Raw genomic sequence first — 13,062 nt, 5'->3', positions numbered from 1 at the left:
GATAAAGGGATTTTTTATAAATGAAAAGTGTAAAAAATAATCAACAAAAAAGCCCGCAATTTGCGAGCTTTTTAGGCGAAAGGAAAATCAGATTTTCCAATCCACAAAGTTTTTCAATAACTGTAAACCGGCGGTATGGCTCTTTTCCGGATGGAACTGGGTCGCAAACAGGTTTTCCTTATGAATCGCTGTGCAGAACTCAATTCCATAGGTACAAGTAGCTGCCACCAATTCTGAATCTTGTGGTTCTACATAGTAACTGTGCACAAAGTAGAAACGCGCGTCCTGTTCGATATTGTTCCACATCGGATGATCAGGCTCGACCTGATGCACCTGGTTCCAGCCCATATGCGGCACTTTTAAGCCCGCCATTTCTGGGAAATGCTTAACCGCACCTTCGAAAATACCCAGTGCATCGGTACCACCATTCTCTTCAGAATGCTGCATCAAGGCTTGCATGCCGACACAAATGGCCAATACCGGTTTGTTAAATACGGCATTGCGTACCACTTCATCAATCCCGGCTTCGTGCATGCCTTGCATACAGTCACGCATCGCGCCTACGCCCGGAAAAACAATCTTGTCTGCTTGTGCAATCAGTTTTGGATCATTGGTCACATCAACCGTGGCACCGACATGTTCTAATGCTTTTGCCGCAGAGTGCAAATTTCCCATGCCATAATCAAGAAGGGCAATACGGGTCATTACAGTGTACCTTTGGTTGAAGCTACCGTATTGGCAGCACGTGGATCTACTTCACAGGCCATACGCAGCGCACGCGCAAATGCTTTAAATACGCTTTCGATCTGGTGATGGCTGTTTTTGCCTTTCAGGTTGTCGATATGCACCGTCATCAAGGAATGGTTTACAAAGCCCTGGAAAAACTCAGAGAATAAATCCACATCAAAACGGCCGATCATGGCACGGGTAAATGGAATATCCATAAACAGACCCGGACGACCAGACAGATCCACCACGACACGGCTTAAAGACTCATCGAGTGGCGCATAGAAATGACCATAGCGTTTCAGGCCTTTTTTATCGCCTAATGCCTGTGCAAATGCCTGACCCAGCGTAATACCGCAGTCTTCCACAGTATGATGGTCGTCAATTTCCAGGTCGCCATCACAATAAATATCAATATCAAACAGGCCATGACGCTTGATTTGATCAATCATATGATCTAAAAAGGGAATACCCGTGTTTAAGGTGCCTTGACCAGTACCGTCGAGATTCAAACGAACTCGAATTTTGGTTTCGTTGGTATTTCTTACCACTTCACTGATACGATCTGTCATAGACACGTTCCTCAAATACGTCAAAATGATTGATGTAGAAAATATTTTCGCCGTGACGAAGTCACCGCATATTAGATTGCTCAGGAGGGTTTATCAATGCCTATCACCGTACATGCTTATACTTCTTTAGAAAATGACGAAGTGCGCAGCCAGCTTGAGCGACTGTATGACACGAGCCCGGAATTTAGCGACGGGGCAGATGCCATGGAACAACTAGAGCAAAACCTTGCACAGTATACCTCAGTTTATAGCGCAGAATTTAATAGCAAAATTATTGGGGCAATCTGGTGCACTGGACAGGGCGAAAGCCGGATTCTGGAAAATATCGTGGTACATCCGGCCAACCGTGGTCGTGGCGTGGCAGAAAGGCTGGTCAGCGAAGTCTGCCGCATGGAAGAAGAAAAAGGTGTAAAAAACTTCGTGCCAGGCTGTGGGGCCATTCATCGTTGTCTGGCCAATCTGGAAAAAATCTGAAGATAGAGCAATATCAAGCAGCCGTTAGGCTGCTTTTTTATGTAAATAAGCGCTTAAATCTGTTTTATTGCTGAGGTCTTTGGTAAACACTGTTCGATTTATGACTCAAATTGACGCGAGTTGATGGAAAAGTAAACATTTGACGAAAATTATTCTCTCTGCTCTTGACGATTTACAGCTGAAACTGTTTAATACGCGACATCGGCGTGATAGCTCAGTAGGTAGAGCAACGGATTGAAAATCCGTGTGTCCCCAGTTCGATCCTGGGTCTCGCCACCATATTTTAAAACGATTTCAAAGTTTTCAATCCCTGATCCCATCAGGGATTTTTTTTAGGCCAAAAATCAGTCACTCAAATATTTTTTTCATAATTTTGATTGACTAATGAGGCCAGATACGGCTTAATACACCGCATCGGCGTGATAGCTCAGTAGGTAGAGCAACGGATTGAAAATCCGTGTGTCCCCAGTTCGATCCTGGGTCTCGCCACCATATTCAAAAAATCCTCAAACTTGGTTTGGGGATTTTTTTTGCCTACACCAAAGCCAGATCAGCACTCTTTTCTATTTTTCAGTTGTTTCAACTTGTTCTTTTTCTAGGTTTCCTGCCTTTTTATGCATCATTGACCGTTTATCAAACTTAACAATAGGCACTGGCATTATTTGTAAGATTTAGCTTTGACGCTTTCCCTTTTCCAAACGAGGGTAAAAATGATGAATCTCCTAACACCAATTAAACTCGGCTTTCTTACGGCCTGTACTGCTTTTAGCCTACCGATATTAAGCCATGCTGCGCCTGCTGCTGATTCCGTCGTCTTGCCGACCCTGACCGTCATGGCGGAACCGGAACTGCGCGCCGTGACTGAAAAAATGTTGCCTTATCAGGAGCAGAACAGCCAGCGTAAGGCCCTGCAAATGCGCCTGATGAAAATTGAACGTGAAATTCAGGCCTATAGCGTGGATGGTGACGTAGTGGCGAATATTGATGTGATGCGTGCACCTGCCGACCCTGATCTGGATAGTCTGCCTGTGGTGTTCCGTGAATATGTATTGGCCATCGCACAGGGCTTGCAGTCTTCAGACCCAAGAAATGGGGTGTATGTATTGCTGCAACCTTTTGGAATTAACCACGATGCCACCAATGTGAATATTGTTCGGGAACAATTCGATCCGAACCGGCTGAATCTGAGCCTGCCGTTTAATTCCCCATAATGTGCGCCTGTCGATCTAGATAACTTTGTTTAACGAGCTTGTCAAAGCTAACATGCAATGAGATCGACAAAATAGTGTTCTGGGAAAGGGTAGCTTTGTGAGAGGAGCAATTTCTGTCTAAGCTAGACGTATTATTGGAAAAATCAAATGCCTTGAATTGTGTTTAAAAAATAAGCATAGTGGATGTAAATCAACAAGATCTGACTGACAGAGCTGGAGCGTATACATGTCGCGTGTTTTTATGATTGTAGCCGCTGTGACACTGGCAATTTTTATTGGGCTGTTTTATCAGAATTCGGTCCAGCAAAAACATCAGGCCGAGCTGCTCGAATATGAAACTGTGCTTGAAGAAAAAACCGAGAGTATTGCGCAGCAGGCACAGGACTGGTCTAAACCAATTCAGATTGAACTTGAGGATGACCGTCTGGATGGTGACTATGCCATCATGGCTGAATTTATGTTGGGGCAATTGCGCGACAGTGCCGAGGAACGAAATCAGTATCTACGCGACTTAAAAGCCGCCAACTGGCAGAATTTTCTGAATATCGACCGCTTGGCCAAGGATCAGGCACAAGGCTATAAAGAAACTGAAGCGATGCTCAAGCAAGTGCATCAAATTGTGAATAGCTATCAGCAGAAAATCCAGCAGCGTGATGCCGAGCTGATCGACAAGGCGCAGCAACTGGATATTAAAAACCGTTATCGCCAGCAACTAAGCCTGACCCTGAAAGACAGTCAGCAAAATAGTAATGCACATGTCATTTTTGAAATTGAAAAACAGACTCTGGCCAAGGCTGATGCCTTATTTGCAGTACTGAAAAAGCATAAATGGCAAAAGAAAAATAACACCTTTATGTTCTATGATGATAAAGCCGTGCAAGAGTTTAATGCGCTGTATAAAGAAATGCTGTTCCTCAATAAGCAGATGGAACGAGTTGCGAGCGCTAACCAGAAAGCGGTTGAAAACAAGTTGTAGCCTGATTTAGATGACAGGATTGCCATAGGACTGTCATCTGCTGTTCAAACTCACTTGCTAAATTGAAAGGGTCGCACAGATCACGACATAACATTTAAGCAGGTGAGTCATGCAAACAATTCAGGTTTTTGCTGATATTCAGCAGGTGTACGGTGAGTTTGTCGCAAATAAAACATGTCCAAAATTACAAAGGATGAATAACGGGGACAAGAACCGGTTGTTCTTGAATCAATATTTCACGCTGATCGAGGACTGGCACTATACCGAACAGATTGTGATTCAGTTCAATCAGCAGTATTTCAGTCTGGATCTGGGGAGCGCACCGGATTTTATGGATCAGGATAAATATATCAACTGGCTAAAGTCGGAACTGCTGCATTAATCGAATCGTCATATTCCTCGTTGATAGATAACCGAGCTGTCTCAAGAGAGGCAGCTTTTTTATTTTGATAGAAAACTGGTATTGATCTTGCTGTTGCATCGGCACAGCGCGAACAGGTGCTGATTCCAATTCCGATTTGAACAGGCTATGCTGAATTAATTACCGCTGCCAAAAGAATAACAGGCGGAGCATGGATGATATGGAGGGCAAAAATTATGCAACAGTTGATATGTTATAAGGAACTTCCAGTCTGGAACCAGCAGAGTATTCCTCAGGGCTTTAAGAATCAGCACAATACCAAAGCCGGCACCTGGGCGAAACTGACAGTATTAAAAGGTGAGCTGCATTTTGCCATGCTGGAAGAATCTGGCGCAGTGCAATCCGAGCATGTGTTTACACCAGAGCAGCAGCCGCCATTTATTGAGCCTGAGGCCTGGCACAAAATTGTTTCTGCCAGTGAAGATGTTGAATGTCAGCTACGTTTTTACTGCCGGCCTGAGGATTACTTCATCAAGAAATATCAGTTAAATCCTACCCATTCTGAAGTGCTGGCAGCGATGCCCTATTTAAAAGGTGGCTGTGCGCTGGACGTCGGCTGTGGTACAGGCCGTAATGCGCTTTATTTGAGTCAGAACGGCTTTAATGTCGATGCCTGGGATGTTAACGAAAACAGTTTGCAGACTTTAAGACAGATTGTGCAGACCGAGCAGATTGATCATATGCAGGTACAGCGCCGCGACCTTAACACGGATACCAGCATTGCAGGCCAATATGACTTTATCTACTGTACTGTAGTGATGATGTTCCTTGAGGCGAAAACCATTCCACCGCTCATTGCACAGATGCAGCAGGCGACCGTGCCGGGTGGCTATAACCTGATTGTCTGTGCCATGGATACGCCAGATATTCCGGCACAAGCCGATTTTCCATTTGCTTTTCAGCCGGGGGAGTTGCGAGGGTATTATGAGGGCTGGAATATCGTGAAATACAATGAAGATATCGGTGAGCTGTATCGTGTCGATGAGCAGGGCCAGCGGATTAAACAGCACTTTGCCACCATGTTGGCGCAAAAGGTTTAAATAAGATTAAGTCTTTTAATTTCTGAAAATAAATTAAATCATCCAAAACAAAAAAAGATGTCAGAATGACATCTTTTTTTTATGCTTAAAAAATTTTAAGCTGCTTTTTTAAACCAAGAGAACCAGCCTTTTTTCTCAGCTTTTACTTCTGCTTTTTCAGCAGCAGCGTCTTTGGTTTCTACTGCTTCAGTTTTCGCAGCTTCAATGTGTTGTTCTGCTGTAGCTTGAGCCGTTTCTACTTGAGTCGTCGCTTCTGTTTTTACTGCTTCAGCTTTAGTTTCAGCCGCTTGTTGAGTTGCAGCAACAGTCGCTTGAGTCGCTTCAACTTTCGCTTGTACAGGTGCAGCAGTTTCTTTAGCAACAGTTTGGGTTGTTTGGGTTGTTTGGGTTACAACAGTTGCTGGCGCAACTTGAACTTCAGTTGCCATTGCAGATGCAGAAGTCGCTACGATTGCAGTCGCGATCATTGTTTTAAGCATGTTCATATAAACCCTTTTAAGGAAATAAGAAAAAAGAGGCTTGATCATACATTTATAAAATTTAAGTGCTTCATAAATAGGATTTTATTGGTTGAATTTTCCACTAATTTTACAAAGGGATAACACTCACTGTTTTTTTACTTCTAATTCCATAATTCAATAAAAAATTCACATAGCTAAAACTGCTTATTAAATTGTTTAAATATTGATTAATATAGTGCCTAACTTACTAAAAATTTAAAATTTATGAGCACCCGACTAATCCAACATCTAAAAAATAAATGTGAAGCTGACGCCAACGTAGCCATCCTATATGCACAGTGGGAATTTGACCAAAAATTGGTTGGAAAAGCATTAGAAAATATTGGTGGTTTTTACCCACATTTTAGTAATCACAATGCTTCACACTCTCAGCAAATTTTGGTCAATATTGAACGAATTTTGGGAGATGATGTTGATTTATTAAGTGCTACAGATACTTGGTTAATCCTTGAAGCTGCTTATTGGCACGATGTAGGCATGTTAGTTGATGCCAAAAATGCTAAAGAAGTGCATACCAATCCTGACTTTAAGTTCATGATACAAACAATTGCGAATGGAAAAGGGCATGACTTACAAAAATTTTGCCAAGCATATGTAGAACATAATTGGTTGTCAGCAATTGGAACTTTAGATCACCCTTTTGATGGAGTCGAAAAATATCGCCAATTGATTGCTGAGTGGTTTAGACAAGGGCACGATAAAAGAGTTGGAAAGTTAGTTGAAGACCCATTTAAAGACTTAGGAATCACGTCACCTAGAACAGAGCTTCTTCCAAATCGAATCTATCGTTATTTAGGGCAAATTTGTGTTTCTCATGGTATGAACTTTAGTACTTTGATGGAGACAATTCCTTATAAACAAACAGGTTTGGGAACAGAAAATTGTCATCCAAGATTTATAGGCTGTTTGCTTCGTTTAGGGGATTTATTTGATTTAGATGACAATCGTTTTTGTCCCGTCATGGCAAAGCATGTCAGCAATATGCCTTCTGTCAGCAAACACCATCATGACAAGCATTTATCATTACGAGAGTTTCAACTTGATACACGAACAGTCAAGCTTGTTGCTGAGTGTCCAGATGAAATGTCTTATGTGGAAACTCAAAACTGGTTTGGTTGGATACGTGAAGAATTTCAAAATCAAATGTCACAATGGAATTTGATTGTTCCTGATTTAAAATTTGGTTCACTACCTACTATTGAACAACTAGATGTGCGTATGCAAGGTAATAGAGTTCTATTGAGTAATAAACCAATGAAATTTTCAATTGATGAAAGTAATGCATTGGAGATACTAGAGGGAAGTGGTTTATATAAGGATGATACAAATATTTATAGGGAGTTAATTCAAAATGCTATTGATGCCACCCTAATAAGGGTTTGGAATGATTCCGAAAAAGGAAAAATTAAATTTCCTAAAAATGCACATCCTTATGATGAAAATACACAAAATATTTTTAAAAATTATCCAATTAAATTGTCTTTTGAAAGATTAGAAATTATCGATGATAGTGATGATGCTTGGTGGGAATTTAAAATTGAAGATAAGGGGACAGGAATTAGTTTGCAAGACTTGAAATATATGCAAAAAGTAGCAGGTTCAAGTAAGAATATTGAGAAGCAAAAAATAATAAATAAGATGCCAAAGTGGATGAGACCTTCTGGACAGTTTGGTATTGGTTTACATAGTGCTTTCTTATTATTAAAAGAACTCAATGAAGATGATCAGAAAATAACTATTATTACAACAAATTCAATTGATTATAAAACTTATAAGATAGAGTTAAATTCTCCTCTGAACTCAAAAAAAGGATATTGTTTTATAGAAGAGATAAAAGAATCAAATGGTGATAGTGGTACAACTTTAAAACTAAAATTAAAAATTAAAAGGAGAGCTAGAAGCTATAGTTTTAATCACTCCAAATTATATAAATTTTTATATTCTAATCATGATCCGATAAGAGAGGAAATGTTTGATGTTTTTACGATCGCCACTCAAATCGAGAATATTAAAGAGAAAGTGTTGGAAAAAGTATGTTTTCCTTATGAATTTAATGATTTTTGGAAAATTAAAATAGATAATGTTTTTCCTTTACGTGAAATTGATTTAAAAAATTGTATATGGGTAGAAAAATATAATCTTTATTTTTGTATCAATAATTCACACGAAGATGGTCTTAATGAGTTACGTAGTGATCTGAGAGGTGGTTTTAAAGGTCAAGATGTTGGACATATAAGATATTATGTAAAACCATTTGATATTTATCTAATGTTATATGGTTTTGATGCTAAGAATACATTACAGACAAACAGAAATGCTTGGAGTAATAACTTTGAAAAGAAGTTTATTGACGACAGATTTTTACATAAGATTTCTAAACATATAGTTGATAAATATAGATATGAATTAAAAAATATTTTGAATGATAATGAATTATTTGATTTGTTCGAGTTTTTTTTAAATGATGATGAGAGTAAAGTTTCTTGGAAAAATAGAAAAATTTTTGGGTCGGAATCTTTGTTAAATTATAAATATAAGAATGAGAAATGTAAGCTTTATGATAAAAGCTTTAATGAGCTTTTAAATTTAAATAAATTTAATATATATCATGTGGATAGTTTTATTAATTCTAGTTTTGACACATCTAAATTGTCAAAACATGATTTAGTCTTTCCTAGTAGCTTTAATAGTTTATTTAAAGCTGTTTTTGATCAAAATTGGATTGAGAAGGGAGGATTTGTATCGAATGAAAAAATTAATGGTTACGAAATTATTCGATATACAAAGGAAGAGTATGAGGGATTTACTGAAAATGAAATTAAAATAATAAACCAAATTAAAAATGCTATTCAATCTAATCGAAAGAGAATTAATTTTAATGAAGAATGTTTGGATGAAAAGTTCTTCGATGAGTTCAAGCCATTATTTACTAAATCAATTTTGGTTGAGAGATTAGTTGGACTGGAAAATTTAAAATTTAATCACTTAATTTTACCATTTTATATATGTTCCAATAATTTGGAAGCAGGTGAAAATATTAAAGTTGATTATTTAAATAATAATGAACTAACTAAATATACTTGGAAGGCAAGACATGAGAAATATGAAAATTTAAAATTTGAGGATTTTGTAGAATTATACAAAAAGTTGGAAGAAAAAATTAGAAAATTATTAGAAACGTTTCATCCAGATTGGATTCAGAAATAAAAAGAAACCCCGCATAAAGCGGGGTTTCTTTTTTATCTAGGTATTTAAAAATTAAACACGTTCGATCACTGTTGCAATACCTTGACCAAGGCCAATACACATCGTCGCAAGACCGATTTGTGTATCTTGCTGTTCCATTACATTCAACAATGTTGTTGTGATACGCGCACCAGAACAACCCAATGGGTGACCCAATGCAATCGCGCCACCGTTATGGTTCACGATGTCTTGCTTGTCATAAATACCTAAGCCTTTAAGAACAGACAGACCTTGTGCAGCAAAGGCTTCGTTCAATTCAAAGGTTTGGATATCAGAAATCGCTAGACCAGCGCGTTTCAACGCTTTTTGTGTTGCCGGAACCGGACCATAACCCATGATCGCAGCATCACAGCCCGCAACCGCCATAGAGCGAATTACAGCACGTGGCTTAAGACCTAAAGCTTGAGCACGTTCAGCAGACATCAACAACATTGCAGAAGCACCATCAGACAAAGCTGAAGATGTTGCCGCAGTTACTGTACCGCCTTTCGGATCGAATACTGGACGCAAAGATTTGAACGATTCAAGGTTCGCATCTGGACGGATCACTTCATCGATATCACACAAGATTTTGTAGCCATCTGCATTATGACCTTCAATGCCCACAATCTCGTTCTGGAACAGGCCATTTTCAGTCGCAGCCCAGGCACGGCGATGTGATTCCACACCGAACGCATCCTGTTCTTCACGGCTAATACCGTTCATGCGACCCAACATTTCAGCAGTTAAGCCCATCATGTTCGACGCTTTGGCATAATGCTTAGACGCTTCAGGATTCAGGTCGATGCCGTGCATCATGCCCACATGGCCCATGTGCTCAACACCACCGATGATGAAGATATCACCCTGGTTCGTCGCAATTTGCGCAGCCGCAGTGTGAATCGCCTGCATAGACGAACCACAAAGACGGTTCACCGTTTGGCCTGCAACAGTTTTCGGCAGGTCTGCCAGTAATGCGATATTACGGGCAATGTTCATACCTTGTTCTAGGGTTTGATTCACACAGCCCCAGATTACGTCTTCAACTTCATGCGGGTCGAATTCGTTACGTACCAAGAGGGCACGGACAAGCTCAGCAGACATCGAGTCGGCACGTACATTGCGGAACATACCGTTTTTGGTTTTACCCATTGCTGAACGTACGCCATCAACGATGACAACGTCACGTGGATTTAAAGTAGCCATTCACGTTGCTCCTTAACCGTAGAATTTTTTGTTGTTAGCAGCCATGTCACGCAACATTTCTGGCGCTTCATAAGCTTTACCAAGGTGCGCATACTTATTGCAAAGCGCAACATACTCAGCTACACCGGTTTGATCGATGTAACGGCATGGACCACCACGGAATGGAGGGAAACCAACACCCATGATCATGGCCATATCTGCTTCAGCAGCAGTGGCTACAATGTTGTCTTCCAGGCAACGAACAGTTTCGTTACAGAAAGCCAGCATCATGCGATCAATGATTTCCTGAGCGTCAAATTCACGTTTTTCCGCAGTTGCAACAGAGGCCACAAGCTCATACGCAGTTGGATCAACCACTTTGGCTTTTTTGCCTTTACGGTCAAGTTCATACTTGTAGAAACCAACGTCGTTCTTTTGACCCAGACGTTTGTTTTCGTACATCACCTGAATCGAACCTTTGAAATCAGGTTTCATACGATCCGGGAAGCCTTCAGCCATCACTTCTGCACCGTGTACGCCAGTGTCGATACCGACAACGTCTATCAGGTAAGCAGGGCCCATTGGCCAGCCGAATTTTTCCATGACTTTATCGATTTGCTGGAAGTCAGCGCCATCTTTAAGCAACAGGTCAAATGCACCGAAGTAAGGGAACAGTACGCGGTTGACCAGGAAGCCCGGGCAGTCATTGACCACGATTGGTGTTTTACCCATTTTCTGAGCAAGCACCACAGTCGTTGCAATCGCTTCGTCAGAAGTCTTCGCACCGCGAATCACTTCAACCAGTGGCATCATGTGTACCGGGTTAAAGAAGTGCATACCGACGAAGTTTTCAGGACGTTCCAGGTTTTCAGCCAGACGCGTGATTGAAATCGTAGAAGTATTAGATGCAATGATCGTGTTTTCACGAACTTTTGCTTCAGTTTCTTTCAGTACGATACCTTTGACTTTTGGATTTTCAGTCACGGCTTCGATCACGATGTCCACTTCTTTAAACTCGTCATAGCTTAAAGTTGGACGGATGCGCGCAAGAGTTTCACCCATTTGAGCAGGCTTCATCTTCTTACGTTCAACTTGTTTGGTCAGTAAACCATTGGCTTCTTTCATACCCAAAGCAAGTTGCTGGTTACCGATGTCTTTCATGATGATCGGTGTGCCTTTGCTTGCCGCCTGGTAAGCAATACCACCACCCATGATACCTGCGCCTAGAACAGCCGCCTGGTTCACTGGATGCGCACCTTTTTCATAGCGCTTCGAGGTTTTTTTCACGATCTGGTCATTCAGGAACAAACCGATCAAGGCACCTGCTTGTGGTGTGACTGCTGCTTTAGCAAAACCTTCAGCTTCCGCTTTCAGCGCGTCATCACGATGCAGGCTCGCACCCGCTTGAAGAGAATCAAGCAGTAATTTTGGTGCAGGGTATTGAGCTGGATTAGCTTTTGCCAGAACCATGCCTTTCGATGAGTTAAACGCCATCATCTGTTCGATCGGGCTGAGTTTAACTGGATCGAGTTTTTCCTGACGCTTGGTTTTCCAGTCTAAACGGCCATGAATCGCCTGTTTTACCAGATCAAGTGCAGCATCTTGTAGCTTGTCAGCAGGAACGACAGCATCGACTGCGCCGTCTTTCAGTGCAGCAGCTGGCTTCTTAGGATTGGCCATTGCCATCCATTCTACCGCGTTGTCGATACCGATTAGACGGCTTAAACGCACTGTACCACCGAAGCCCGGGAAGATACCCAGCTTGATTTCAGGTAGGCCCACTTGTGCCTGTTCTGACATGACACGGTAGTCACACACCAGGCACATTTCGAAACCGCCACCCAGTGCCATGCCATTAATTGCAGCCACTTTAGGAATGTCGAGGTCTTCGAAGCTGTTAAAAATTTCATGTACTGGCATTGCCCAGTCAACAATCGCTTGTTCACCCTGAGCAAAGTTGTCGCCGAATTCAGTGATATCAGCACCTACAATAAATGTAGATTTGCCTGAAGTCACAATCAGACCTTGAATATCGGCATGGGAGACGGCTTCGATAGCAGCCTTGAAATCTTCAATCGTTGCACGGTTGAATTTGTTAACGGACTCACCTTGTAAGTCAAAGCGGAATTCTGCAATCCCGTCCTCAAGCATTTGGACGGTAATGGCATTGCCAGCGTGGATCATGCCCTGATCTCCTTTATTTTGGAGGACTTCTAAGTTGATGTTGTGAAGCAAGTGCGCATGTCCCGCGCACTTTTTGACTTCGCTAATCTTACGATAACTATATCCAAAAAGAACATAACAAGTTGTATCAAGCCGTGACGCAATGGTCATCAATTTCTGCCGGATTGGTTCGAACCGCTATGACTTTTCCTTTCAGTTTTCTAAAAGCAGATGAACCAAAGATTTTGTTTCAATTCATTATTTTTTATCAATCAGCCTGATAGATATGGAGCAGGGTGACTGATTTTCAAGGTTCATTTCTAGCGGAGTTTTGTCAATTCAGTCAATTTCTGTCCTTGAATGTGCCATTTTTAGCCTTGAAGCATACTGAGTGCAGGGCTTTCAGGTCTTTGCTGATAGTGTTCAAGCAGTACAAATAAAAGCGCAGTAGCTCATTTCGGTTGCTGAACTTTTCTGATGAGATCGAAAATGAGAACGATCCTGTCGATGTGTGATTTGAAATAATTTCTATCCTGCCGGGTTGAATC

At 41.1% G+C, this 13,062-nt stretch carries 11 protein-coding genes and 2 tRNA genes; 8 read left to right on the top strand and 5 right to left on the bottom strand.

Annotation, left to right across the window (positions count from 1 at the left end):
* Positions 1–87: 87 nt before the first annotated feature.
* Both hisH and hisB read right to left on the bottom strand, forming a co-directional pair.
* Entirely contained in the window at positions 88–705 is a 618-nt protein-coding gene (hisH, locus tag PYW33_RS14230) for an imidazole glycerol phosphate synthase subunit HisH (RefSeq protein ID WP_004647290.1), read from the bottom strand.
* Positions 705–1,298 carry an imidazoleglycerol-phosphate dehydratase HisB gene (gene hisB / locus PYW33_RS14225; protein WP_004647291.1) on the bottom strand — a complete coding sequence of 198 codons (594 nt, stop codon included), beginning with the start codon at positions 1,296–1,298 and terminating at the stop codon, positions 705–707. The genes hisH and hisB overlap by 1 nt, the downstream gene beginning before the upstream one ends.
* 96 nt (positions 1,299–1,394) lie before the next feature.
* Between hisB and PYW33_RS14220 the strand changes: the two genes are divergently transcribed.
* The 7 genes from PYW33_RS14220 to tehB all read left to right on the top strand — a co-directional run bounded on the left by PYW33_RS14220 (position 1,395) and on the right by tehB (position 5,420).
* On the top strand, positions 1,395–1,772 hold the full coding sequence (locus PYW33_RS14220; protein WP_004278652.1) for a GNAT family N-acetyltransferase: 378 nt from the start codon (positions 1,395–1,397) through the stop codon (positions 1,770–1,772).
* A gap of 203 nt (positions 1,773–1,975) precedes the next feature.
* Positions 1,976–2,051: transfer RNA gene (locus tag PYW33_RS14215), tRNA-Phe, on the top strand.
* A 137-nt stretch (positions 2,052–2,188) separates the two neighbouring features.
* Positions 2,189–2,264: transfer RNA gene (locus tag PYW33_RS14210), tRNA-Phe, on the top strand.
* Positions 2,265–2,485: 221 nt separating this feature from the next.
* Positions 2,486–2,983, top strand: a complete 498-nt coding sequence (locus tag PYW33_RS14205; protein ID WP_004647292.1) for a hypothetical protein — start codon at positions 2,486–2,488, stop codon at positions 2,981–2,983.
* Between the two features lie 226 nt (positions 2,984–3,209).
* Complete coding sequence (locus PYW33_RS14200; RefSeq protein WP_004647293.1) at positions 3,210–3,959, top strand: hypothetical protein; 750 nt, start codon at positions 3,210–3,212, stop codon at positions 3,957–3,959.
* Between the two features lie 109 nt (positions 3,960–4,068).
* On the top strand, positions 4,069–4,341 hold the full coding sequence (locus tag PYW33_RS14195) for a hypothetical protein (protein WP_004647294.1): 273 nt from the start codon (positions 4,069–4,071) through the stop codon (positions 4,339–4,341).
* Between the two features lie 215 nt (positions 4,342–4,556).
* Positions 4,557–5,420, top strand: a complete 864-nt coding sequence (gene tehB, locus PYW33_RS14190) for an SAM-dependent methyltransferase TehB (RefSeq protein ID WP_004647295.1) — start codon at positions 4,557–4,559, stop codon at positions 5,418–5,420.
* A gap of 95 nt (positions 5,421–5,515) precedes the next feature.
* Here tehB and PYW33_RS14185 read toward each other — a convergent pair whose 3' ends face one another.
* On the bottom strand, positions 5,516–5,905 hold the full coding sequence (locus PYW33_RS14185; protein WP_004647296.1) for a hypothetical protein: 390 nt from the start codon (positions 5,903–5,905) through the stop codon (positions 5,516–5,518).
* A 240-nt stretch (positions 5,906–6,145) separates the two neighbouring features.
* Between PYW33_RS14185 and PYW33_RS14180 the strand changes: the two genes are divergently transcribed.
* On the top strand, positions 6,146–9,148 hold the full coding sequence (locus PYW33_RS14180; RefSeq protein WP_004647297.1) for an HD domain-containing protein: 3,003 nt from the start codon (positions 6,146–6,148) through the stop codon (positions 9,146–9,148).
* A 51-nt stretch (positions 9,149–9,199) separates the two neighbouring features.
* On the opposite strand, the gene fadA is transcribed toward PYW33_RS14180, so the two are convergent.
* Both fadA and fadB read right to left on the bottom strand, forming a co-directional pair.
* Positions 9,200–10,372, bottom strand: a complete 1,173-nt coding sequence (fadA, locus tag PYW33_RS14175; RefSeq protein ID WP_004647298.1) for an acetyl-CoA C-acyltransferase FadA — start codon at positions 10,370–10,372, stop codon at positions 9,200–9,202.
* Positions 10,373–10,384: 12 nt separating this feature from the next.
* The gene (gene fadB / locus PYW33_RS14170; RefSeq protein WP_004278642.1) at positions 10,385–12,535 is read right to left on the bottom strand and encodes a fatty acid oxidation complex subunit alpha FadB; all 2,151 of its coding nucleotides are present in this window, start codon (positions 12,533–12,535) and stop codon (positions 10,385–10,387) included.
* Between the last annotated feature and the right edge of the window lie 527 nt (positions 12,536–13,062).

The sequence above is a fragment of the Acinetobacter lwoffii genome (genome assembly GCF_029024105.1).
GTDB lineage: Bacteria > Pseudomonadota > Gammaproteobacteria > Pseudomonadales > Moraxellaceae > Acinetobacter > Acinetobacter lwoffii.
Note: the sequence above shows the minus strand (reverse complement) of the source record. Positions and strands in the feature narration are given on the sequence as shown.

Coding starts and splice junctions, on each gene's coding strand:
- hisH (WP_004647290.1), bottom strand. CDS start 705: ATGACCCGTATTGCCCTTCTTGATTATGGCATGGGAAATTTGCACTCT.
- hisB (WP_004647291.1), bottom strand. CDS start 1,298: ATGACAGATCGTATCAGTGAAGTGGTAAGAAATACCAACGAAACCAAA.
- PYW33_RS14220 (WP_004278652.1), top strand. CDS start 1,395: ATGCCTATCACCGTACATGCTTATACTTCTTTAGAAAATGACGAAGTG.
- PYW33_RS14205 (WP_004647292.1), top strand. CDS start 2,486: ATGAATCTCCTAACACCAATTAAACTCGGCTTTCTTACGGCCTGTACT.
- PYW33_RS14200 (WP_004647293.1), top strand. CDS start 3,210: ATGTCGCGTGTTTTTATGATTGTAGCCGCTGTGACACTGGCAATTTTT.
- PYW33_RS14195 (WP_004647294.1), top strand. CDS start 4,069: ATGCAAACAATTCAGGTTTTTGCTGATATTCAGCAGGTGTACGGTGAG.
- tehB (WP_004647295.1), top strand. CDS start 4,557: ATGCAACAGTTGATATGTTATAAGGAACTTCCAGTCTGGAACCAGCAG.
- PYW33_RS14185 (WP_004647296.1), bottom strand. CDS start 5,905: ATGAACATGCTTAAAACAATGATCGCGACTGCAATCGTAGCGACTTCT.
- PYW33_RS14180 (WP_004647297.1), top strand. CDS start 6,146: ATGAGCACCCGACTAATCCAACATCTAAAAAATAAATGTGAAGCTGAC.
- fadA (WP_004647298.1), bottom strand. CDS start 10,372: ATGGCTACTTTAAATCCACGTGACGTTGTCATCGTTGATGGCGTACGT.
- fadB (WP_004278642.1), bottom strand. CDS start 12,535: ATGATCCACGCTGGCAATGCCATTACCGTCCAAATGCTTGAGGACGGG.